General features: G+C 67.5%; 20 protein-coding genes. 12 read left to right on the top strand and 8 right to left on the bottom strand.

Annotated elements, in window-relative coordinates; all coding sequences use genetic code 11:
• Window positions 1-43: 43 nt before the first annotated feature.
• Window positions 44-946, bottom strand: a complete 903-nt coding sequence (locus BM172_RS04675) for a segregation and condensation protein A (RefSeq protein ID WP_035323827.1) — start codon at window positions 944-946, stop codon at window positions 44-46.
• Between the two features lie 933 nt (window positions 947-1879).
• Between BM172_RS04675 and BM172_RS04670 the strand changes: the two genes are divergently transcribed.
• Window positions 1880-2248, top strand: coding sequence for a PilZ domain-containing protein (locus BM172_RS04670; protein ID WP_026636485.1), 369 nt, complete (start codon window positions 1880-1882; stop codon window positions 2246-2248).
• A gap of 98 nt (window positions 2249-2346) precedes the next feature.
• Here BM172_RS04670 and BM172_RS04665 read toward each other — a convergent pair whose 3' ends face one another.
• Window positions 2347-4035: an AMP-binding protein gene (locus BM172_RS04665; RefSeq protein WP_026636486.1), complete on the bottom strand. Its 1689-nt coding sequence runs from the start codon at window positions 4033-4035 to the stop codon at window positions 2347-2349.
• A 128-nt stretch (window positions 4036-4163) separates the two neighbouring features.
• Here BM172_RS04665 and BM172_RS04660 point away from each other — a divergent pair, with 128 nt between their 5' ends.
• Window positions 4164-4598, top strand: a complete 435-nt coding sequence (locus BM172_RS04660) for a hypothetical protein (protein ID WP_035323828.1) — start codon at window positions 4164-4166, stop codon at window positions 4596-4598.
• Window positions 4599-4820: 222 nt separating this feature from the next.
• Here BM172_RS04660 and acnA read toward each other — a convergent pair whose 3' ends face one another.
• Window positions 4821-7571: an aconitate hydratase AcnA gene (gene acnA / locus BM172_RS04655; protein ID WP_026636488.1), complete on the bottom strand. Its 2751-nt coding sequence runs from the start codon at window positions 7569-7571 to the stop codon at window positions 4821-4823.
• A gap of 352 nt (window positions 7572-7923) precedes the next feature.
• Here acnA and acnB point away from each other — a divergent pair, with 352 nt between their 5' ends.
• Window positions 7924-10515, top strand: a complete 2592-nt coding sequence (gene acnB, locus BM172_RS04650) for a bifunctional aconitate hydratase 2/2-methylisocitrate dehydratase (RefSeq protein ID WP_026636489.1) — start codon at window positions 7924-7926, stop codon at window positions 10513-10515.
• Between the two features lie 214 nt (window positions 10516-10729).
• Window positions 10730-11638, top strand: coding sequence for a LysR family transcriptional regulator (locus tag BM172_RS04645; RefSeq protein WP_026636490.1), 909 nt, complete (start codon window positions 10730-10732; stop codon window positions 11636-11638).
• 6 nt (window positions 11639-11644) lie between these two features.
• Here the strand turns inward: BM172_RS04645 and hflD are convergent, their stop codons facing one another.
• The 3 genes from hflD to BM172_RS04630 are packed head-to-tail and all read right to left on the bottom strand — an operon-like array spanning window position 11645 to window position 13900.
• Window positions 11645-12268 (bottom strand): high frequency lysogenization protein HflD, encoded by a 624-nt coding sequence (hflD, locus tag BM172_RS04640; protein WP_026636491.1) that lies wholly within the window; start codon window positions 12266-12268, stop codon window positions 11645-11647.
• 10 nt (window positions 12269-12278) lie between these two features.
• Window positions 12279-13409, bottom strand: a complete 1131-nt coding sequence (gene mnmA / locus BM172_RS04635; protein ID WP_026636492.1) for a tRNA 2-thiouridine(34) synthase MnmA — start codon at window positions 13407-13409, stop codon at window positions 12279-12281.
• The gene (locus tag BM172_RS04630; RefSeq protein ID WP_026636493.1) at window positions 13406-13900 is read right to left on the bottom strand and encodes an NUDIX hydrolase; all 495 of its coding nucleotides are present in this window, start codon (window positions 13898-13900) and stop codon (window positions 13406-13408) included. The genes mnmA and BM172_RS04630 overlap by 4 nt, the downstream gene beginning before the upstream one ends.
• A gap of 138 nt (window positions 13901-14038) precedes the next feature.
• On the opposite strand from BM172_RS04630, the gene clpS reads away from it, so the two are divergent.
• Complete coding sequence (gene clpS / locus BM172_RS04625) at window positions 14039-14365, top strand: ATP-dependent Clp protease adapter ClpS (RefSeq protein WP_026636494.1); 327 nt, start codon at window positions 14039-14041, stop codon at window positions 14363-14365.
• Window positions 14366-14428: 63 nt separating this feature from the next.
• Window positions 14429-16699, top strand: coding sequence for an ATP-dependent Clp protease ATP-binding subunit ClpA (gene clpA, locus BM172_RS04620; protein ID WP_026636495.1), 2271 nt, complete (start codon window positions 14429-14431; stop codon window positions 16697-16699).
• A gap of 118 nt (window positions 16700-16817) precedes the next feature.
• On the opposite strand, the gene infA is transcribed toward clpA, so the two are convergent.
• Window positions 16818-17036, bottom strand: a complete 219-nt coding sequence (gene infA, locus BM172_RS04615; protein ID WP_026636496.1) for a translation initiation factor IF-1 — start codon at window positions 17034-17036, stop codon at window positions 16818-16820.
• An 83-nt stretch (window positions 17037-17119) separates the two neighbouring features.
• Complete coding sequence (locus tag BM172_RS04610; RefSeq protein ID WP_026636497.1) at window positions 17120-17395, bottom strand: polyhydroxyalkanoic acid system family protein; 276 nt, start codon at window positions 17393-17395, stop codon at window positions 17120-17122.
• A 141-nt stretch (window positions 17396-17536) separates the two neighbouring features.
• Between BM172_RS04610 and BM172_RS04605 the strand changes: the two genes are divergently transcribed.
• The 6 genes from BM172_RS04605 to BM172_RS04580 all read left to right on the top strand — a co-directional run bounded on the left by BM172_RS04605 (window position 17537) and on the right by BM172_RS04580 (window position 23405).
• A complete protein-coding gene (locus BM172_RS04605; protein ID WP_026636498.1) occupies window positions 17537-18307 on the top strand; it encodes an FHA domain-containing protein in 771 nt (256 codons plus the stop codon).
• 81 nt (window positions 18308-18388) lie between these two features.
• Complete coding sequence (gene serC / locus BM172_RS04600; RefSeq protein ID WP_026636499.1) at window positions 18389-19474, top strand: 3-phosphoserine/phosphohydroxythreonine transaminase; 1086 nt, start codon at window positions 18389-18391, stop codon at window positions 19472-19474.
• Window positions 19475-19559: 85 nt separating this feature from the next.
• Window positions 19560-20648 carry a prephenate dehydratase gene (gene pheA, locus BM172_RS04595; protein ID WP_026636500.1) on the top strand — a complete coding sequence of 363 codons (1089 nt, stop codon included), beginning with the start codon at window positions 19560-19562 and terminating at the stop codon, window positions 20646-20648.
• 39 nt (window positions 20649-20687) lie between these two features.
• Complete coding sequence (aroA, locus tag BM172_RS04590; protein WP_026636501.1) at window positions 20688-21992, top strand: 3-phosphoshikimate 1-carboxyvinyltransferase; 1305 nt, start codon at window positions 20688-20690, stop codon at window positions 21990-21992.
• Window positions 21993-22161: 169 nt separating this feature from the next.
• Entirely contained in the window at window positions 22162-22941 is a 780-nt protein-coding gene (kdsB, locus tag BM172_RS04585; RefSeq protein WP_026636502.1) for a 3-deoxy-manno-octulosonate cytidylyltransferase, read from the top strand.
• Entirely contained in the window at window positions 22938-23405 is a 468-nt protein-coding gene (locus BM172_RS04580) for a low molecular weight protein-tyrosine-phosphatase (protein ID WP_026636503.1), read from the top strand. The genes kdsB and BM172_RS04580 overlap by 4 nt, the downstream gene beginning before the upstream one ends.
• Window positions 23406-23410 lie beyond the last annotated feature (5 nt).

The following is a 23410-nucleotide window of genomic DNA, read 5'->3' as shown; positions in this document are numbered from 1 at the left end:
GATCGGTTGAGGGGCTTGGATGGGGGCTCGGATGGCCTTGGGGTCAATCGGCGGCCGACGCCTGCGCGGGCGCTTCGGCTTCGATCGATTCCTCGGCCTGGGTGACCTTCGCCTTCACATAGATCGGAGCCAGCGGCTCCTCCTGCACGATTTCCACCAGCATTTCCTTGGCCAGCTCCAGCATGGCCAGGAAGGTGACCACCACGCCGAGACGGCCTTCGGTCGGGTCGAACAATGTCTCGAAGCGGTGAAAGCTGGCGTCGCCGAGCCTGCCGAGCAGCTCGCCCATGCGCTGGCGCACGCTCAGCGCCTCGCGTCGGATGGCGTGATGCCCGAACAGTTCGGCGCGGTGCAGCACGTCCTTCAGCGCCAGCAGCAGTTCCTTCAGTTCCAGCGGCGGCGGCAGCTTGATCACGGTGCGCTCGCCGCTGTCGGCGTGCACCACCACCGTGTCGCGCTCCACGCGGGGCAGGGCGTCGATATCCTCCGCCGCGCGCTTGAAGCGCTCGTATTCCTGCAGCCTGCGCACCAGCTCGGCACGTGGATCTTCCTCGACGCCTTCTTCCACCGGCGGCCGCGGCAGCAGCAGCCGCGACTTGATCTCGGCCAGGATCGCGGCCATCAGCAGGTACTCGGCGGCCAGTTCCAGCCGCATGTCCCGCATCATGTCGATGTATTCCAGATACTGCCGGGTGATCTCGGCGATCGGGATGTCCAGGATGTCCAGGTTCTGCCGGCGGATCAGGTACAGCAGCAGGTCCAGCGGGCCTTCGAACGCCTCCAGGATGACTTCCAGCGCATCCGGCGGGATGTACAGGTCCTGCGGCATCTGCAGCACGGGTTCGCCGCGCACGATGGCCAGCGGCATTTCCTGCTGTTGCGGTACCGACGCGAAAGCGTCCTGCGGTGCTGTCACCGGCTGAGGCTCGACTGGCTCAGTGCTCATCAATACATGTCGTTGGGCCGCCCATGACGGCTTGCAGTGCGTTCAACACGTTCGGAACCGTTCGATTCCACCGGCATTCGCTGAAGGCTTCCCCCGCTCGCAGGTAGCGGCCATCCGGCGCGGCACCCGTGAAACTCCTTCTCGATCACTACGGGCGGCTGGCGTCCGTCGCGGCGCTTCATGACGAAACCGCGCCTGCGGCGGCATCGGTCAGGCTGGCCGTGAGCGATTCCTGCGTGCCGGGCCGGGAGGCGATCCACAGCCAAGCCCGATCGCGCGATGCACTGCGCCACGGCGTGAACAGGAGGTCGGCTGAGTGTCGGGCGGGTGCTCCGGCGGCGTCTGGCTCGATCGGCAGGCGCACCCTGTGACTCATGTGCGATCAAGGTTAACGGCTGCATGCGGCCAAGTCCAGTGTGCGTACGGCCTACCAAGCGCACGGGAGCATCGGCAGAATGCGCCGCAGCCAGCCTGCCGGGCGTTCGATCACCCATGTCGCCATGAACACGTTTACGCGTCGCCTGCCTGCGATCGGCGAAATGGGCAGCATGTGACCCGGTACGTCTGCCCCGGGCGCTGGGAGGTCAGGCCGGCATGCTGCAGGCCCTGGCCTGCAGCAAATACGAGCGCATCACAGGCCCGGCTGGGCGCTCCCGGCAACATGGGGGCAGAATTTTACGAAGTGGCACGACGCTTGCTTAACGCCAGGGGCAGGGGCGGTTGGACGTATTTGCCTCCAGTCCCAAGGGGACGCCATGGACCGGCGCAGGATCGGATCAATCTGCATTTCGGTACGGGTAGCTTGGTGCGTGCAGGAAGACATTCGCACGCGCGGTGGGGATCGGGCGGGACCAGATCGCTTCACGGGCGCTAGCGCCCGCCGCGAATAAGTTGGACAGACGCTGCGCAGCAGCGGGGACGGGAGGGAAAGGCATGACCAAAGCCGGCGGCAAGCACCTTAACGATGGTCCGGAGCAGCTGCGCCCCGCGCGGATGCGCATCGAGACGACCGTACTGATGAGCCGCGGCAGCCAGTCACAGCCGACGGAACTGGTGGACATCTCGGCGACGGGCGCGCTGCTGCGCCGCCCGCTGGGATGGCAGGGGGAAGTGGGGCAGAGCTGGATGCTGGACATGATCTTCGGTCACGACCTGCACATCCACCTGGAAGCCCAGGTGGCGCGCATCTCCGACCGGCACATCGGTTTCGCGTACACGCGCATACCGGAGGACAAGCAGGTCCCGCTGTGGAACCTGCTGGGCGGCTACGCCGACATCCTGGAGACCTGGCACGACGATTGATTCGTCGCGTCGACCGCTTGCAACAGCCCGCGCAGCGCGGGCGGGGAAAGCCAGGAGCCTGTCCGAACTCCCTGGGGAGGACAGGCTCCTCGCCGACTTCAGGCCGCCGGCGAGGCGGCCTTTTTCTCGTCGCGCAGCTCGCGGCGGAGAATCTTGCCGACGTTGCTCTTGGGCAGCGCATCGCGGAATTCGATCAGCTTGGGGCGCTTGTAGCCGGTGAGGTTCTCGCGGCAGAACTCCTTGAGCGCCTCCACCGTCAGGTTCGGGTCCTTGCGCACCACGAACAGCTTCACCACCTCGCCGGAATGCTCGTCCGGCACGCCGACCGCGGCCACTTCGGCCACGCCCGGGTGGGTCATCACGATGTCCTCGACCTCGTTCGGATACACATTGAAGCCGGACACCAGGATCATGTCCTTCTTGCGGTCGACGATGTAGACATAGCCGTTGGCGTCCATGCGCGCGATGTCGCCGGTATGCAGCCAGCCGTCCGCGCCGAGCACCTTGGCGGTCTCGTCGGGGCGTTTCCAGTAGCCCTGCATCACCTGCGGACCCTTCACCATCAGTTCGCCCACTTCGCCGATCGGTAGCGGCTGGCTGTCCTCGGACCAGATCGCCACATCGGTGGAGGGAATCGGCAGGCCGATCGAGCTGTTGTAGTCCTTCAGGTCCAACGGATTGATGCAGGCCGCGGGCGAGGTCTCGGTCAGGCCGTAGGCCTCGGCCAGGGTCACGCCGGTGACTTTCTTCCAGCGTTCGGCCACGGCGCGCTGCACGGCCATGCCGCCGCCCAGGCTCAGGTGCAGGCGCGAGAAATCCACTTCGGCGAAGCCGGGCGTATTGAGCAGGCCGTTGAACAGCGTGTTGACGCCGGTGAGTGCGGTGAAGCGCGATTTCTTCAGCTCCTTGACGAAGCCGGGCATGTCGCGCGGATTGGTGATCAGCCAGTTCAGGCCGCCCAGGCGCGTGAACACCAGGCCGTTCGCGGTGAGCGAGAAGATGTGGTACAGCGGCAGCGCGGTGATGATCACCTCTTCGCCGGGCTTGGCATTGGTGCCGATCCAGGCGCCGGCCTGCAGCATGTTCGCCACCATGTTGCCGTGCGACAGCATGGCGCCCTTGGCCACGCCGGTGGTGCCGCCGGTGTATTGCAGGAAGGCCAGGTCGTCGTGGCCCAGGTCCACCTTCGGCACCGGATGCGCGGCGCCCTGCGCCAGCGCGTCGCGGAAGCGCACCGCGTGCGGCAGCCGGTAGTCCGGCACCATCTTCTTGATGTGCTTGAGCACGAAGTTGATCAGCGTGCCCTTGAGGCCGAGCAGGTCGCCGATGCCGGTGGTGACGATGTGCTCGACTTCCGTCTCGGCCACCACCTGCTGCAGGGTGGCGGCGAAGTTGTCCAGCACCACGATGGCCTTGGCGCCGGCGTCTTCCAGCTGGTGCTTGAGTTCGCGCGCGGTGTACATCGGGTTGGTGTTGACCACCACCAGGCCGGCGCGCAGCGCGCCGAACAGCGCGATCGGATACTGCAGCACGTTGGGCATCATGATCGCGATGCGGTCGCCCTTGCCCAGCTTCAGCACACCCGTGAGATAGCCGGCGAACTGGCGGCTCAGCTCATCGATCTGTCCGTAGCTCAGTTCCTTGCCGAAACTGTGGAAGGCGGGGCGGTCGCGGAACTTCGCGAAGGCCTCTTCCAGTACCGCGGCGACGGAGGCGTAGGCATGGAGGTCGATCTGCGCGGGTACGCCTTCCGGGTAGTGGGCCAGCCACGGACGCTCGTTGCTCATGTTTATTCCCTGCTCCTGTATCGAATGCCCGCGCGCACGTGAGGCATCATGGTGTCGCGGCATTGGAGCATACGCCCGCGTACAGCGGCAAGCCGCGTCGCAGCGGGCTTTCGAGGGTTTCCAGAACGATGCGCAAGGTGCTTTTTCTGCTGGTTTTTGGTGCGCTGGCGCTGTGCCTCGCCGGTTGCCGCCGCACGCCCGACGAGCAGCGCATCCGCGCCGCGATCGAGGTGGCGCGCACGGCGGCGGCCGAGGTGGATGCCGGCGGATTGACCGGCGTGCTGACCGAGGATTTCGACGGCAACGGCGGCGCCATGGCCACCAAGGACCTGGGCAACCTGCTGCGCCTGGCCCGGTTCCGCGGCGAGACCGTGCATGCGGTGCTCGGTCCGATCGAGGTGGAGCCGCGCGGCGAACGCTATATCGCGCGCTTCACCGTCACCCTGGGCAGCGGCGGCAAGCTGTTCCCAGCGGAGCTGGGTGTGTTCAAGGTGGAGACGGGGTGGCGCAGGGAAGGGCGCGAGTGGCGCTGCTTTACCGCGAGCTGGGAGCAGCAGTTGTAGTGCTGCGACGCTGAGCCCCTCTCCCGTCGGGAGAGGGGTTGGGGTGAGGGTACGGGCGGAGTGATGCGTTGCGCTCCGCCCGTCCCCTCATCCGGCTGCCGCCACCTTCCTCGCTCCTCAGAGCCGCGCACATCCATGTGCGCTCCCCGCGTGCTCTCCCACGGGGACTACCTTCGGGTCGCCGGAGGGAGAAGGGTTCTAGCGTGGAGACTGAGAGGTAACTTAGGCCGCTTTCTTGCTCGCCAGCTGCCGCAGCACATACTGCAGGATGCCGCCGTGGCGGAAGAATTCCCGCTCCTTCGGCGTCAGCAGCAGCACCTTCACGATGAACTCCTTCCTGCTGCCATCCGGTGCGGTAGCGGTGACCTTGGCCACCTTCGACTCGCCGTCGTTCAAGCCGGTGATGTCGAATACTTCCTTGCCGGTCAGTCCCAGCGTCTGCGCGCTCTGGCCGTCCTCGAACTGGCAGGGCAGCACGCCCATGCCGACCAGGTTGGAGCGGTGGATGCGCTCGAAGCTCTCCGCGATCACCGCCTTCACGCCCAGCAGCAAAGTGCCCTTGGCCGCCCAGTCGCGCGAGGAGCCGGTGCCGTATTCCTTGCCGGCCAGCACCACCAGCGGGGTGTGTTCGGCCTTGTACTTCATCGCCGCGTCGTAGATCGCCAGCTGTTCGCCGCTGGGCACGTGCAGGGTGTAGCCACCCTCGACGCCGTCCAGCATCAGGTTCCTGATGCGGATATTGGCGAAGGTGCCGCGCACCATCACGTCGTCGTTGCCGCGGCGCGAGCCGTAGGAGTTGAAGTCCTTCGGTTCGACGCCCTTGCCGATCAGGAAGCGGCCCGCCGGGCTGTCCTTCTTGATCGAGCCGGCCGGCGAGATGTGGTCGGTGGTGATGGAGTCGCCGAACAGGCCCAGCACGCGGGCGCCGTGGATGTCCTCCACCTTGCCGACCTCGCGGGTCATGCCGTCGAAGTAGGGCGGGTTCTTGATGTAGGTGGAATCGCCCCACTGGTACACCGAGCCGTCCGGCGAGGCGATGTGGTTCCAGCGGTCGTCGCCCTGGAACACGTCGGCGTAGTTCTTGGCGAACATGGCCGGGTTGATTGCGCCGGCGATGGTATCGGAGATCTCCTGGTTGCTCGGCCAGATGTCCCTCAGGTACACCGGCTGGCCGTCGCTGCCGGTGCCGAGCGGATCCTTGCTCAGGTCCACGTCCAGCGACCCGGCCAGCGCATAGGCCACCACCAGCGGCGGCGAGGCGAGGTAGTTCATCTTCACCTCGGGATGCACGCGGCCTTCGAAGTTGCGGTTGCCCGACAGCACCGAGGCGACGGCAAGGTCGCCCTCGGCGATGCCCTTGCTGATCTCCGCCGGCAGCGGGCCGGAGTTGCCGATGCAGGTGGTGCAGCCGTAGCCGACCACGTAGAAGCCGACCTTCTCCAGCTCCTGCAGCAGGCCGGTCTTCTCGAGGTAATCGGTGACTACCTTGGAGCCCGGCCCGAGCGAGGTCTTCACCCACGGCTGCGCCTTCAGTCCCTTGGCCGCGGCCTTCTTCGCCAGCAGGCCGGCGCCGAGCATCACGGCAGGATTGGACGTATTGGTGCAGGAGGTGATCGCGGCGATCACCACGGCGCCATCGCCGAGGCGGAAGCTCTCGCCGTTCTTCTCCACCAGCACGCCGCTCTCGGACACCGCATTGGCCGGATTGCCGATTGCGGCGGAACCGCCTTCGTTGATGAAATTAGAGGTATCGCCATTGCGCGGACGGCGGTTCGCGGTGAGCGGGCCGAGCGCGTCGCGGAAGCTCTTCTCGACATCCTGCAGCAGCACGCGGTCCTGCGGACGCTTGGGACCGGCCAGCGAGGGGCGCACGTCGCCCAGGTCCAGTTCCAGCGTGGTGGTGAACTGCGCGTGCGGGGTGTTCTCGTCGTGCCACAGGCCCTGCGCCTGCGCGTAGGCCTTGACCAGCTCGATGTGTTCTTCGCTGCGGCCGGACAGGCGCAGGTAGTTCAGCGCTTCCTGGTCGACCGGGAAGATGCCGCAGGTGGCGCCGTATTCCGGCGCCATGTTGCCGATGGTGGCGCGGTCGGCCAGCGCCAGATCCTTCAGGCCCGGGCCGAAGAACTCCACGAACTTGCCCACCACGCCGAGCTTGCGCAGCATCTGGGTGACGGTGAGCACCAGGTCGGTGGCGGTGACGCCTTCGGCGAGCTTGCCGGTGAGCTTGAAGCCCACCACCTGCGGAATCAGCATCGACGACGGCTGGCCGAGCATGGCCGCCTCGGCCTCGATGCCGCCCACGCCCCAGCCGAGCACGCCGACGCCGTTGATCATGGTGGTGTGCGAGTCGGTGCCGAACACGGTGTCCGGATACGCCCAGGACTGGCCGTCCTTCTCGCCGGTGAACACCACGCGGCCGAGGTATTCCAGGTTCACCTGGTGCACGATGCCGGTGCGCGGCGGCACCACCTTGAAATTATCGAAGGCCTTCTGGCCCCAGCGCAGGAAGGCGTAGCGCTCCTGGTTGCGCTGGAACTCGATCGCCACGTTCTGCTCCAGCGCCGATTCCGAACCGTATACATCCACCTGCACGGAGTGATCGATCACCAATTCGGCCGGGGCCAGCGGATTGATCTGCTTGGCGTCGCCGCCGAGCTTGACCACCGCGTCGCGCATCGCCGCCAGGTCGACCACGCAGGGCACGCCGGTGAAGTCCTGCAGCACCACGCGCGCGGGCATGAAGGCGATTTCGGTGTCCGGTTCCGCCTTCGGGTTCCAGCGGGCGACGGCCTCGATCTCCTTGGCGGTGACGTTGACGCCGTCCTCGTGGCGCAACAGGTTCTCCAGCAGGATCTTCATCGAGTAGGGCAGGTGCTTGATGTCGAAGCGCTGGCCGAGCTTGGCGAGGCTGGCGATCTGGTACGAGCTGCCGTTGACCTTGAGGGTGTCGCGGGTGGCGAATGAATCCAGCATGGGTGAGCTCCTGTTGCTTGAGTCTGCGGCGCACGAGGCGTCGCCGGGGGATGCTAGAGCAGCTGGCGTGAGCGGGAGGCGCAAAGGCGAGCTTCCCGCTTCGCCGATCCCGGGGAGTTTGAGGCAAACCGCGCTACGCGCAAGTTACCGGCGGGGCGATTCGCGGTTGCCGTCATTGCAAGATATCGAACGCAGGCGGAAACAACGTCTTGCGTTGCGGCAGATGGCGTGCGGCTGGCAAAATAAGCGGCTGTGACGACGCTGCGGAAGCGGCTTGGGGACTGGCTTTGCGGTCTCCTCGCCAGGATCCGGCATCGTTCCGCTTCCCGCCACGCCAACGGACGAGAACCACATGCTCAACGCCTATCGCCAACACGTCGCCGAGCGCGCCGCCCTCGGGATCCCCGCGCTGCCGCTGACGGCCCAGCAGACCGCCGACCTGATCGAGCTGCTGAAGAACCCGCCCGCCGGCGAGGAGGCTTTCCTGGTCGACCTGATCAGCAACCGCGTGCCGGCCGGCGTGGACGACGCGGCCAAGGTCAAGGCCTCGTACCTGGCCGCCGTGGCGTTCGGCAAGGAGCCGTGTCCGCTGCTCAGCCGCGCGAAGGCGACCGAACTGCTCGGCACCATGCTCGGCGGCTACAACATCCATCCGCTGATCGAGCTGCTGGACGACGCGCAGGTGGGCGGCATCGCCGCCGACGCGCTGAAGAAGACCCTGCTGATGTTCGACTCCTTCCACGACGTGAAGGAAAAGGCCGACAAGGGCAATGCCAATGCCAAGGCCGTGCTGCAGAGCTGGGCCGACGCGGAGTGGTTCACCAGCCGTCCGGAAGTGCCGGCCAGCCTGACCATCACCGTGTTCAAGGTGCCGGGCGAGACCAATACCGACGACCTGTCGCCAGCGCCCGACGCCACCACCCGCCCGGACATCCCGCTGCACGCGCTGGCGATGCTGAAGAACAAGCGCGAAGGCGCACCGTTCCAGCCGGAGGAAGACGGCAAGCGCGGCCCGATCCAGCAGATCCAGGACCTGGCCCGGCAGGGCCACCTGGTCGCCTACGTCGGCGACGTGGTGGGCACCGGCTCCAGCCGCAAGTCCGCTACCAACTCGGTGCTGTGGTGGACTGGCGAGGACATCCCCTTCATCCCGAACAAGCGCTTCGGCGGCGTGTGCCTGGGCAGCAAGATCGCCCCGATCTTCTACAACACCATGGAAGATGCCGGCGCGCTGCCGATTGAGCTGGATGTCTCCCAGATGGACATGGGCGACGTGGTCGAGCTGCGTCCGTATGAGGGCAAGGCGCTGAAGAACGGCGAAGTGATCGCCGAGTTCCAGGTGAAGTCCGACGTGCTGTTCGACGAAGTGCGCGCCGGCGGCCGCATTCCGCTGATCATCGGCCGCGGCCTCACCGCCAAGGCGCGCGAGGCGCTGGGCCTGGCCCCGTCCACGCTGTTCCGCCTGCCGCAGAACCCGGCCGACACCGGCAAGGGCTACACCCTGGCGCAGAAGATGGTCGGCCGCGCCTGCGGCCTGGCCGAAGGCGAAGGCGTGCGCCCGGGCACCTATTGCGAGCCGAAGATGACCTCGGTCGGTTCGCAGGACACCACCGGCCCGATGACCCGCGACGAGCTGAAGGACCTGGCCTGCCTGGGCTTCTCCGCCGACCTGGTGATGCAGTCGTTCTGCCACACCGCGGCTTATCCGAAGCCGGTGGACGTGAAGACCCACCACGAGCTGCCCGCCTTCATCTCCACCCGCGGCGGCATCAGCCTGCGTCCGGGCGACGGCGTGATCCATTCCTGGCTCAACCGCATGCTGCTGCCCGACACCGTCGGCACCGGCGGCGACAGCCATACGCGCTTCCCGATCGGCATTTCCTTCCCGGCCGGTTCCGGCCTGGTGGCCTTCGCCGCCGCCACCGGCGTGATGCCGCTGGACATGCCCGAGTCGGTGCTGGTGCGCTTCAAGGGCGAGCTGCAGCCGGGCGTGACCTTGCGCGACCTGGTCAATGCGATCCCGCTGTACGCGATCAAGCAGGGCTTGCTCACGGTCGCCAAGCAGGGCAAGCAGAACATCTTCTCCGGCCGCATCCTGGAGATCGAAGGCCTGCCGAACCTGAAGGTGGAGCAGGCGTTCGAGCTGTCCGACGCCTCGGCCGAGCGTTCCGCCGCCGGCTGCACCGTGCGCCTGGACCAGGCGCCGATCATCGAATATCTCAACAGCAACATCACCCTGCTGAAGTACATGATCGCGCAGGGCTACCAGGACGCCCGCTCGCTGTCGCGCCGCATCAAGAAGATGGAAGAGTGGCTGGCCAACCCGCAGCTGCTGGAGCCGGATGCGGACGCCGAGTACGCCGCGGTGATCGAGATCGACCTGGCCGACGTGCACGAGCCGATCGTGGCCTGCCCGAACGACCCGGACGACGTGAAGTCGCTGTCCGACGTGGCCGGCGCGAAGATCGACGAGGTATTCATCGGTTCCTGCATGACCAATATTGGTCATTTCAGGGCCGCGTCGAAGCTGCTGGAAGGCAAGCGCGATATCCCGACCCGCCTGTGGGTGGCCCCGCCGACCAAGATGGACCAGCAGCAGCTGACCGAGGAAGGCCACTACGGCGTGCTCGGCACCGCCGGCGCGCGCATGGAAATGCCGGGCTGCTCGCTGTGCATGGGCAACCAGGCGCAGGTGCGCGAGGGCGCCACGGTGATGTCCACCAGCACCCGCAACTTCCCCAACCGCCTGGGCAAGAACACCAATGTGTACCTCGGCTCGGCGGAGCTGGCGGCGATCTGCTCGCGCCTGGGCCGGATCCCGACCAAGGAGGAGTACATGGCGGACATCGGGGTGATCAATGCGAATGGCGAGAAGATCTATCGCTATATGAACTTCGATCAGATTGCCGACTTCAAGCAGGTCGCGGATACCGTCGACGCTTAATCGTGGAATCCTTCTCCCATCGGGAGAAGGTGGCGGCAGCCGGATGAGGGTTCGGCCGGAGCGGTGCATATCACTCTTGCGCTCCGGCCGTACCCTCACCCCAACCCCTCTCCCGATGGGAGAGGGGCTTTCAAGAGCCCGGCGCATGCCGGGCTTCGTCGTTTATGCTTTGCGCCGCCTCGATGCGGGGCGGCGACGAGGCGCAGGCAGCAGGATGATTTCCACCCACCTATCGGCCGTCTCCCTGCGCGACCTGATCCTGGTCCAGGCCGTGCGCCGCCACGGCAGCTTCAACAGCGCGGCGCGCGCCATGCACATCAGTCCCTCGGGCCTGTCGCACCAGGTGCAGAAAGTGGAGCAGGCGCTGGGTACGCCGCTGTTCGAGCGCGGCGGCCGCCGCGTGGTGCCCACCGCCGGCGGGCAGCGCCTGCTGGAGCAGATCGATGCGGTGCTGCTGGCCGCCGACCATCTGCAGCAGGCGGCACGTGCGGGCGAGACCGCCTTCGGCGGCGAGCTGCGGCTGGGCGTGCTGGCCACGCTGGGGCCATATCTGCTGCCGCATCTGATCGCGCCGTTCCCGCAGCATTTCCCGGGCGCCCGGCTGAGCCTGTCCGAAGGCAAGCCGCGCGGCCTGCTGCGCCGCCTGCAGGAAGGCGAGCTGGACGCGGTGCTGGCGCAGCCGGCCCCGCCGGTGAGCGGCATCGCCATGCGCCCGCTGTTCTTCGAGCCCTGGGAAGTGATGCTGCGCGCCGACCATCCGCTGGCTGGCCGCCGCACCCTGACCCTGGAACAGCTCGATGCCGCCGACGCCACCCTGATGGCGGAAAGCCGCGCCGACGACGTGCTCGGCGGCGGCCATGTGCAGGACGTCAGCCTGGAAAGCCTGGCCGCCCTGGTCGGCCTGCGCGGCGGCTACGCCCTGGTGCCGGCGCTGGCGCACGAGCGGCTGGCCTCGATGCCGGAGGTGGCGCTGGCCAAGTTCAAGGGCCAGGCGCCGGGCCGGCAGATCGCGCTGTACTGGCGCGAAGCCTCGCCCTGGGAAAGCGACCTGCAGGCGTTCGCCGAGCTGCTGCGCAAGCTGGCCAGGCAGCGTCCGGGACTGAAGCTGATCGACGCCGCCTGAGCGGCTTCAGCCGTTGTCGAGCGTCACCCCGGTCAGCAGGCCGCGCGCCAGCATGCTGCACTGGCGCCGGTACAGCAGCAGCTGCCACTGGCGCCCGCCGATCTGCCGCCACAGCACCGCCGAGCGCACCGCCGCCAGCAGGCTGGCACGCACCTTCTCGACCACCTTCGGCTGCTGCAATTGCTGCGGGTTGCCGGTGACCATCACGCGCGGCTTCAGCGGGGACAGCGTGGCGGCGTACAGCTCGGCCAGGCGCTTGACCACCTGCGGCGAGTCCTGGCCGAAATGCTCGACCTGGCGCTGCGCCGCGACGATGCCTTTCTGCAGGTCGTCCAGCAGGTGGCGGTGGCGCGACAGGCTGCGCTCCAGCCGCATCACCGTGACGGCCATGCGGGTGACGCCCATGTCGCGGCCGGTGTCGTCCAGCTGCGCGATCAACTGGCGCAGGCCCAGGCGCACGCCGCCGATCTTGCCGTAGACGCTCACCACGGACGGCGCATCGATGCGGAACACACTGCTCAGGCTGCTCTCGAACGCGGTTTCGTCGCAGCGGCCGTCGTTGGCCAGCTGCTGGGCCAGCGCGGCAGCCTGGAACAGGCCGGCGAGAGCGAGCACGCGCTCCTCGGTCATGGCATAGGTTTCAAACACGTTGTGCGGACTCTTCGGGGACAGGGGCGGCGTTCCAGCCGCCGTAGGGAGCGTCGGTGCGGGCGATCACGGCGCCGCCGAGGCAGGCCGCGCCATCGTAGAAAACTACGGATTGGCCGGGTGTGACGGCGCGCTGGGCTTCGTCGAACACGACCTCGACGCCGTCGGCATCGACGCGCACGCTGCAGGCCTGGTCGTGCTGGCGGTAGCGCGTCTTGGCGGTGCAGCGGAATTCGCCGGCGGGCGCGGCGCCGGCGACCCAGGTCGGCGCTTCGGCATGCAGGCGGTGCGAATGCAGCCAGTGGTTCTCGCCGCCCTGGGCCACGTACAGCACGTTGGCGTGCACGTCCTTGCCGACCACGTACCAGGCCTCGCCGCTGGCGCCCTGGCGACCGCCGATGCCCAGGCCGTTGCGCTGGCCCAGCGTGTAGTACATGACGCCCTGGTGCTCGCCGATGCGCTCGCCCTCGGGCGTGCGCATCTCGCCGGGGCGGGCCGGGATGTACTGGCTCAGGAATTCGCGGAAGTCGCGCTCGCCGATGAAGCAGATGCCGGTGGAATCCTTCTTGGCATGCGTGGGCAGGGCCGCTTCCAGCGCCATGCGGCGCACCTGCGACTTCTCGATCTCGCCGACCGGGAACAGCGTGGCCGCCAGCTGGCGCTGGCCGAGCGCGTGCAGGAAATAGGTCTGGTCCTTGCTCGCGTCGACAGCGCGCAGCAGGCGGTATTGCCCGTCGCGCTGGTCCACGCGGGCGTAGTGGCCGGTGGCGATCTTTTCCGCGCCCAGCGCACGCGCTTCGTCGAGGAAGGTCTTGAACTTGATCTCGCGGTTGCACAGCACGTCAGGGTTCGGCGTGCGGCCGGCGCGGTATTCGGCGAGGAAATGCTCGAACACGCCGTCCCAGTATTCCGCGGCGAAGTTGCGCGCATGGAACGGGATGCCAAGTCGCCCGCACACCGCGACGGCGTCCTTGCGGTCGGCGTCGGCGCTGCAGGGGCCGTTGCGCTCGTCTTCTTCCCAGTTCTGCATGAACAGGCCTTCGACCTGGTGGCCGGCCTGTTGCAGCAGCAGCGCGGCGACCGAGGAATCGACGCCGCCGGAGATGCCCAGCATCACTTTCACGGATAGCGGTCCTCGGGCAGCAGGCTGCTCAGGGCCGACAGCGGCACGCGCTGGCCGGCCAGCCAGGCGTCGATGCTCTTGAGCACCAGCGGGCTGCGCAGCCGGTCGCCCAGCGCGGCCACCTCGGCGCGGGTCAGCCACAGCGCGCGGCGGATGCCGCTGTCCAGCGGGCGGGCCGGATCGTGCTTGACCGGGCTGGCGGCAAAGCTGAAACGCAGCACGCCGTGGCCATGCTCGGTGCTGCGCCATTGGTGTACGCCGACCAGTGCGTCGAGCTCGACCGTCCAGCCGGTTTCCTCCAGCGTTTCGCGCACGGCAGCGGTGATCAGGCTTTCGCCATCGTCCAGATGGCCGGCCGGCTGGTTGTAGGCCAGCCGGCCATTCACTTCTTCCTCCACCATCAGATAGCGCCCGCCGTCCGCCACCACGCAGGCGACGGTGACGCGGGGGCACCACACGGGGGACGGGACGGGGTTCGGGGAGGCATTCATGGGCGAGGGATATAGCGCCTAAAGCCGGCACTGGAAAAGATGACATTGTGCCATCACCTGAAAGTGCTATTCCGGAACGCGGAAACCATCGCGCGAGCCGGGCGGTATACTGGCCACAAGATCGAGACAGCGGAACTCATGGCGCACGAACCCGAACACGAGCAAGGCACAGGGCATGGCCTGGCATTGGAAACCTCCCGTCCGGAGGTGGCACGGCCGCCGCTGTTCCAGGTGGTCCTGCTCAACGACGATTTCACCCCCATGGATTTCGTGGTGGAGGTGCTGCGCAGCTTCTTCAGCCTGGACCAGGAGCGCGCGGTGCAGGTGATGCTTCACGTGCATACTCGCGGCAAGGGCGTGTGCGGGGTCTTCACGAGGGAGGTGGCCGAAACCAAGGTGACCCAGGTGAACGAATATTCACGTGCCCATCAGCATCCGTTGCTATGCACTATGGAAAAGCTGTGAGCGCCCCCATTTCGTGGTCATCGCGGCGCTAGCCGCCCTGCCATCCAAGCGGAGAAGGTCCGGATGTTCAGCAAGGATCTCGAAGTCACCATCGGCCAGTGCTACAAGCAGGCCCGCGAGCAGCGCCACGAATTCATGACGGTGGAGCACCTGCTGCTCGCGCTCACCGAAAACCAGTCGGCCCTCGGCGCGCTGCGCGCCTGCGGCGTCGACCTGCCGCGGCTCACCCACGAGCTGGAAAAGATCATCGCCGAGACCGTGCCGGTGCTGCCGCACGGCGACGAGCGCGACACCCAGCCGACGCTGGGCTTCCAGCGCGTGCTGCAACGGGCCGTCTACCACGTGCAGTCCTCCGGTCGCAAAGAGGTCACCGGCGCCAACGTGCTGGTGGCGATCTTCGGCGAGAAGGATTCCCACGCGGTGTACTTCCTGCACCAGCAGGAGATCACCCGCCTGGACGTGGTCAACTACATCTCGCACGGCATCGCCAAGATCGGCGACGAGCCCTCGTCCGGCATGCCGGGCACGGATCGCGAGGGCGAGGAAGGCGGCGATCCCAAGGGCAATCCGCTCAGCGAGTACGCCAGCAACCTCAACGAGCTCGCGCTGGAAGGCAAGATCGATCCGCTGATCGGCCGCCAGGACGAGATCGAGCGCACCATCCAGGTGCTGTGCCGCCGCCGCAAGAACAATCCGCTCTACGTGGGCGAGGCCGGCGTGGGCAAGACCGCCCTTGCCGAAGGCCTGGCCAAGCGCATCGTCGACGGCGACGTGCCCGAAGTGCTGGAAAACGCCACCATCTGGTCGCTGGACCTGGGCGCGCTGGTGGCCGGCACCAAGTACCGCGGCGACTTCGAGAAGCGCCTGAAGGCGGTGATCACCCAGTTGAAGAAGCAGCCGGGCTCGATCCTCTTCATCGACGAGATCCACACCATCATCGGCGCCGGTTCCGCCTCGGGCGGCACCATGGATGCGTCGAACCTGATCAAGCCGATGCTGGCCTCCGGCGAGCTGCGCTGCATCGGCTCGACCACCTTCCAGGAATTCCGCGGCATCTTCGAGAAGGACCGCGCTCTGGCCCGCCGCTTCCAGAAGATCGACGTGGTCGAGCCCACCGTGGCCGACAGCATCGAGATCCTGAAGGGCCTGCGCTCGCGCTTCGAGGAACACCACAACGTGGTCTACACCAACGAGTCGCTGAAGGCGGCGGTGGACCTGTCGGTGAAGCACATTCCCGACCGTTTGCTGCCGGACAAGGCGATCGACGTGATCGACGAAGCCGGTGCTCGTCAGCGTTTGCTGCCGCTCGACCAGCGCACCGGCAAGATCGACGTGCCGGAAGTGGAATACATCGTGGCCAAGATGGCGCGCATTCCGGCCAAGCAGGTCTCGGCCTCGGACCGCGACGTGCTGCGCAACCTCGAGCGCAACCTCAAGATGGTGGTGTTCGGCCAGGATGCGGCGATCGAGGCGCTGGCCTCGTCGATCAAGATGGCGCGTTCCGGCCTGGCCGACCCGTCCAAGCCGATCGGCTCCTTCCTGCTCGCCGGCCCGACCGGCGTGGGCAAGACCGAGGTCACCCGCCAGCTGGCGATGCAGCTGGGCATCGAGATGATTCGCTTCGACATGTCCGAGTACATGGAAGCGCATTCCGTCTCGCGCCTGGTCGGCGCGCCTCCGGGCTACGTCGGCTTCGACCAGGGCGGTCTGCTGACCGAGGCGGTGACCAAGCATCCGCATGCGGTGCTGCTGCTGGACGAGATCGAGAAGGCGCATCCGGATGTGTACAACATCCTGCTGCAGGTGATGGATCGCGGCGTGCTGACCGATACCAACGGCCGCGAGGCGAACTTCAAGAACGTGATCCTGGTGATGACCACCAATGCCGGCGCCCAGCAGGCGGCGCGCCGCGGCATCGGCTTCGTCAAGCAGAGCCATACCACCGACTCGATGGAAGTGATCCGCCGCACCTTCACCCCGGAATTCCGCAACCGCCTGGACGCGGTGATCCAGTTCAATGCGCTCGACTTCGAGCACATCCTGCGCGTGGTGGACAAGTTCCTGATCGAGCTGGAGAGCCAGCTGTCGGAGAAGCACGTGGCGCTGGACGTGGATGCCGACGCCCGCCGCTGGCTGGCCGAGCATGGCTTCGACCCGCAGATGGGCGCCCGTCCGATGGCCCGCGTGATCCAGGAGAAGGTGAAGCGTCCGCTGGCCGACGAGCTGCTGTTCGGCAAGCTGTCCGAGGGTGGCAAGGTGCGCCTGAGCGTGGCCGACGGCGAGCTGAAGGTCGACACCGAGGAAGCGGAGAAGCTGCCGGCGGTGGTTTCCTAAGCCGCGGTTTCGGCAAGGCAGAAAGAAAAGGCCGCGCTCAGCGCGGCCTTTTCGTTTTCGGAACCCGGCCAGCTGGCCGGTCCGGCAGTCCCGCCCATCCAGGCGGACGGCCGGGTCATCACTTCATGCGATAGGTGATACGACCCTTGGTCAGGTCGTACGGAGTCATCTCCACCTTCACCTTGTCGCCGGTGAGGATGCGGATGTAGTGCTTGCGCATGCGGCCGGAAATGTGGGCGGTGATCACGTGCCCGTTTTCCAGCTGCACGCGGAACATGGTGTTCGGCAGGGTCTCCATGACCGTGCCTTCCATTTCGATGACGTCGTCTTTGGCCATGCGTTCCGGTCGGTAAGGGAGCGGCCGTCGCGGCCGCGCAAGCGGGCGAGTATGCCACGGAATGGCGGATGGTTAAAGATTCATCAGCCGAAGTGTTCGTCCAGCTTGCGGCGGATCTCCTGCTCGACCATGCCCTTAAGCGGGGCCAGCATCATGCCCAGCTCGGCCCGGACCTGGATGGCGTCCGCCTCGACCTCGATCGAGCCGTTGACCCCGGGGCGCTGGAAGCTGAGGGTGTCGCCCTGCCACTGGCCTTCCATGCCGAACTTCTCGCGCATGCGCGCCGCCACCTGTTCGACCACGGCGCGGGCCTCGGGCACGGAAAGCTGGTGCGGGCGGCGGATGTCGATCTTCGGCATGACAGGTTCCTGCAGGGAAACCATGCATATTAGCGGCGATGAGTGCGCATGGCGCAGCGAACGCGCGGCATTCAGCGCGGGTCGCATGGAGCGGACGCGTCTATCTGCTAGAGTCGCCGCGGTCTCTAGACTGGTTCACAGATGCGCATCGAGTTTCCTCATTCGGCCCGCGAAGATTTTCGTTGGGAGCAGCCGCTGCTGAGGATCGGCAGCGCGCCCGACAACGATCTGGTGCTGGCCGTCAGGCAGGCCGGCAGCCACCATCTGCGCATCCAGCTGGACCGCCGCGGCTGGGTGCTGCAGGTGTTGCCGCAGGGGAACCGCATCTACGTCAACGCCCGGCCGGTGCGCGAACGGGCGCTGCTGCGTCCCGGCGACATCCTGAGCGTCGGCGATTGCCGCATGCTGCTGTGCTCCGACGAACAGCCCGCTGCCCGCCCCCCGCTCGAGGGAGTGTCGGATGCGGCCCGTTGCGCGGTGGCGCTGCGGGCGATGGGCGGGCCACTGTCGGGCAAGGTGATCGCGGTCGACGGCGTGCTCGAATTCGGCCCGCTCGGCCGCTATCCGCTGGAGCTGCCGCAGGACGAGACGGCCTCGTTCCGGCTGGCCTGGAAAGACGGGCAGGTGTGGCTGGAATCGCTGCAGGCTTCGGAGCGCTATCCGCTGCGCGTCAACGGTGCGCCGGTCGAGCGCGTCGCGCTGCACCCAGGGGACCAGATCGGGCTGGCCATGCATCGCTTCCTGGTCGACGCCCCCGGCATGGAGCGCGAGCCCGAGTTGCCGCCGCCTCCGCCCGAACCCTCGCACCTGCCGGAAGAAGACGCCGGACCGCGCGGCGAAGTGTGGTGGCTGATCGTCACGGCCGCCGTGCTGGCCTTGGGTATCGCGCTGATCCTGCTCGTTCGTTTCTAACGCAACGGTTTTCTACGGTTGACGCTGGGTTGTTGCGGCGCGGCATAATGCGGTGCTTATTCCCTTCATAAGGCGTCGCACGTGAGCAGGGTCTGGAACTTCAGCGCGGGACCGGCCGCGATTCCCACCGCGGTGCTGGAGCGCGCGCAGCGCGAGCTGCTCGACTGGAACGGCAGCGGCGCCTCGGTGATGGAACTGTCCCACCGCGGCAAGCGTTTCATCGGGCTGGCCGAGCAGGCCGAAGCCGACCTGCGCGAGCTGTTGAAGATTCCTGCCGACTACGCCGTGCTGTTCCTGCAGGGCGGCGCCACCCAGCATTTCGCGCAGATTCCGCTGAACCTGGCAGGCGAGGGCGACAGTGCCGACTACATCGTCAATGGCCACTGGGGCGAGAAGGCCGCCAGCGAGGCCGCGTCCTACGTGCGCGTCAATGTCGCGGCGAGCAGCAGGAACGAGCAGTACCTGCGCCTGCCGCCGCGCGCGAGCTGGCAGCTGGATCCGCGTGCCGCCTACGTGCACTACACGCCGAACGAAACCATCCACGGCGTCGAGTACCACGACGTGCCCGAGGTGGGCGAGGTGCCGCTGGTGGCGGACATGTCCTCCAACATCCTGGCCGAACCGCTGGATGTCAGCCGCTTCGGCCTGATCTACGCCGGCGCGCAGAAGAACATCGGCCCCTCCGGCCTGGTGGTGATGATCATCCGCCGCGACCTGCTGCAGCGCGCCGCGCGTCCGATGGCGAAGATTTTCCGCTACGCCGAGCACGCGGCGAACGATTCGATGCTCAACACGCCCAATACCTGGGGCTGGTACCTGGCCGGGCTGACCTTCCAGTGGCTGAAGGAGCAGGGCGGGCTGGAGGCGATGGCGCACCGCAACCGCGACAAGGCCGGGCTGCTGTACCAGGCGATCGACGGTTCGGGCGGCTACTACCGCAATCCGATCGACCCGGCCGCGCGCTCGCGCATGAACGTGCCCTTCACCCTGCACGACAGCGCGTTGGATGCGGACTTCCTCAAGGAGTCCGAAGCCGCCGGCCTGCTCGCGCTGAAGGGCCACAAGGCGCTGGGCGGCATGCGCGCCTCGCTGTACAACGCGGTGCCGCTGGAGGCCGTGCAGGTGCTGGTGCAGTTCATGCGCGACTTCGCCGCGCGACATGGTTGATCGGCATGGTTGATCGCTTTTACCGCCGCCGATCAGGCACTATGCGTTTCCCCGTTTGGACATCTTTACTCCCGAATCCCCGCTCATGACCGAACCCAAAGCCTCGCTCGAACAGGTGCGCGAACGCATCGACAGCATCGACCGCCAGATCCAGGAGCTCATTTCCGAGCGCGCCGGCTGGGCCCAGGAAGTGGCGCGTGTGAAAGGCGCGGGCCTGTCGGCGATCGACTATTACCGCCCCGAGCGCGAGGCCCACGTGCTGCGCATGGTGGTGGACCGCAACCGCGGCCCCTTGTCCGACACGGAGATGGTGCGGCTGTTTCGCGAGATCATGTCCTCCTGCCTGGCGCAGGAAGATCCCCTCAAGGTGGGCTTCCTCGGCCCCGAGGGCACCTTCAGCGAACAGGCCGTGCGCAAGCACTTCGGCCATGCCGCCTACGGGCTGCCGCTGGGCAGCATCGAGGAGGTGTTCCAGGAAGTCGCCGCCGGCCATGCCGATTTCGGCGTGGTGCCGGTGGAAAACTCCGGGCAGGGCATGATCCAGATCACCCTGGACATGTTCCTCACCTCCGAGGCCACCATCTGCGGCGAGATCGAGCTGCGCGTGCACCAGTGCCTGCATTCGCAGGGCGGCAGGATGGAAGACATCAAGCGCGTCTATGCGCATGCGCAGTCGCTGCAGCAGTGCAAGACCTGGCTGCGCATCAATCTGCCCGACGTCGAGTGCATCGCGGTCAGCAGCAATGCCGAGGCCGCGCGCATGGCGCGGCATGCCGACGATGCGGCCGCGATCGCCGGCGAGACCGCCGGCCGCGTGTATGGCCTGAAGACTCTCGCCACCGGCATCGAGGACCGCGCCGACAACACCACCCGCTTCCTGGTGATCGGCCGCTCGCTGTTCCCGCCCTCGGGCAACGACCGCACCTCGCTGCTGATCACGGTGAACGACAAGCCCGGCGCGCTGTACGACGTGCTCAGCCCGTTCGCCAAGCACGACGTCAGCCTCAACCGCATCGAATCGCGCCCCGCGCATACCGGCAAGTGGCAGTACGCGTTCTTCATCGACGTGTCCGGCCATGTGCAGGACGCGCCGATCCAGGCCGCGATGCAGGAAATGGGCGGCGCCGCCGCACAGGTGCGCGTGCTCGGTTCCTACCCGGTGGCCTTGCCCTGACTTTCTGCGGCGGCCTCGCGCCGCCGCCCGGAGATTCTCGTGACCCGACTCGACTGGTTGAGCCAGCCCGCCCGCGCGCTGCACGGCAATGTGCGCGTGCCAGGCGACAAGTCCGTTTCGCATCGTTCGATGATGCTGTCCGCGCTGGCCGAAGGCCGCTCGCATATCCGCGGCTTCCTCGAAGGCGAGGACACCCGTGCCACCGCCGCCGTGCTGCAGAAGCTCGGCGTGCGCATCGAGACGCCGAGCGAAGGCGAGCGCATCGTCGACGGCGTCGGCCTGCATGGCCTGCGTGGCACTGCGCAGGCGCTGGACTGCGGCAACGCCGGCACGGGCATGCGCCTGCTCGCCGGCCTGCTGGCGGGACAGGCCTTCGACAGCACCCTGGTCGGCGATGAATCCCTGTCCAAGCGCCCGATGCGCCGCGTCACCGAGCCGCTGGCCGCGATGGGCGCGCGCATCGACACCCAGGACGGCCTGCCGCCGCTGCGCGTGCACGGCGGCCAGCCGCTCAAGGGCATCCGCTACACGCTGCCGGTGGCCAGCGCGCAGGTGAAGTCGGCGCTGCTGCTCGCCGGCCTGTATGCGCAAGGCGAGACGGAAGTGATCGAGCCGCATCCGACGCGCGACTACACCGAGCGCATGCTGGCGGCGTTCGGCTGGCCGATCGAGTTCGAACCGGGCCGCGCGCGCCTCAGCGGCGGCCATCGCCTGCGCGCCACCGACGTGGAGGTGCCGGCGGATTTCTCCTCGGCGGCGTTTTTCCTGGTCGCCGGCAGCATCGTGCCGGGTGCCGAACTGCGCCTGCCGGCGGTGGGCCTGAATCCGCGGCGCACCGGATTGCTGCAGGCGCTGCGTCTGATGGGCGCGGATATCGCGGTGGAAAACCAGCGCGAAAGCGGCGGCGAGCCGGTCGGCGACCTGATCGTCCGTCATGCGCCGCTGCACGGCGTCGAGCTGCCGGAGGCGCTGGTGCCGGACATGATCGACGAGTTCCCCGCGCTGTTCATTGCCGCTGCGGTGGCGCAGGGCCGCACTGTGGTGCGTGGAGCGGCCGAATTGCGCGTGAAGGAATCCGACCGCATCGCGACCATGGCTGCCGGCATGAAGGCGATCGGTGCGCGCATTGAGGAAACGCCGGACGGCGCCATCATCGAGGGCGGCGCGCTGCGTGGCGGCGAGGTGGACAGCCATGGCGACCATCGCATCGCGATGAGCTTTGCCGTGGCCGGCCTGGTGGCGCAGGAGCCGATCCGCATCGCGGATTGCGCGAACGTGGCCACGTCATTCCCGGGGTTCATGGAGCTGGCCAACGGTTGCGGTTTCGATCTGCACGCTGCATAGAACCAGGCGCCCGGCGTAGGTTGGGGTGAGCCGCAGGCGAACCCCAACAGGCCTCACATCACAGACGCCCCGTTGGGGTTCGCCTGCGGCTCACCCCAACCTACGCGTGCCCGGGCTCGTCTGGACACCGCCCAGCGGTTAGGCTTGGCGGCCTCTGCACGAGGTCCTCATGTCCGCACAGCTTCCCCCCTTCATCGTCGCCATCCCCGCCCGCTACGGCTCCACGCGCCTCCCGGCCAAGCCGCTGCGCGAACTCGGTGGCGTGCCGATGGTGGTGCGCGTCGCCCGGCGCGCGCTGCAGGCCGGCGCCGCCCGGGTGGTGGTGGCGGTGGACGACCCGCGCGTCGCCGCTGCGCTGGCGGGGCAGGAAGGCATCGACATCTGCATGACCCGCGCCGACCACGCCTCCGGCAGCGACCGCCTGGCCGAATGCGCCGCGCATTACGGCTGGGCCGACGACGCCATCGTGGTGAACCTGCAGGGCGACGAGCCGTTCGCACCCGCCGCCGGCATCCGCGAGGTGGCGCGCGCGCTGGCCGAGGACGATGCGCCGATGGCCACGCTGGCCACGCCCATCCTCGATGCGCACGAGCTGTTCGATCCGAACGTGGTGAAGCTGGTGCGCACCGCGTCCGGCCGCGCGTTGTACTTCAGCCGCGCACCGCTGCCGTGGGCGCGCGACGCTTTCGCCGCCAGCCACGACCAGCTGCCGCCCGGGGTGCCGTTCCTGCGCCATATCGGCATCTACGCCTACCGCGCCGGTTTCCTGCAGCGCTACACGAGCCTCGAACGCACGCCGCTGGAACAGGCCGAATCGCTGGAACAGCTGCGCGTGCTGGAACATGGCCACCCGATTGCCGTGCGCCTGACGCCGGAGCCGTTCCCACCGGGCATCGATACCGAAGCCGATGTGATCCGCGCGGAGCAATGGCTGGCGGGGCAGGGATGAGCGCGCTGCGCATTCTGTTCGTCTGCCTCGGGAATATCTGCCGCTCACCGTTGGTCGAAGGCGTCGCGCGCCGGCGCTGCGCCGAGGCCGGCCTGGCCGTGGAAGTCGCTTCCTGCGGCACCGGTCACTGGCATGTGGGCGAGGGCGCCGATCCGCGCATGCTGAGTGCCGCGGCCGCGGCCGGCTTCGATCTCTCGGCGCATCGCGCCCGGCAGCTGCGGGCGGCGGACCTGGACGAGTACGACTTCGTGTTCGGCATGGACGGCGACAATCTGCGCGGCATCGGCCGGTTCGTCACGCCGCGCTCACGGGCCGAAACCGGCCGGTTCCTGACCTGGTCCGGCGCCGCGCCGCCGGAGGATTTTCCGGATCCGTACTACGGCGACGCCGATGGCTTCACCCGCTGCGTGGCGCTGGCCGAGCGGGGCGTGGCGGGACTGCTCGAGCGCCTGCGCCGCCGCTGAGCCAC

It is taken from the genome of Dyella marensis, assembly GCF_900112865.1.
GTDB lineage: Bacteria > Pseudomonadota > Gammaproteobacteria > Xanthomonadales > Rhodanobacteraceae > Dyella_D > Dyella_D marensis_A.
Note: the sequence above shows the minus strand (reverse complement) of the source record. Positions and strands in the feature narration are given on the sequence as shown.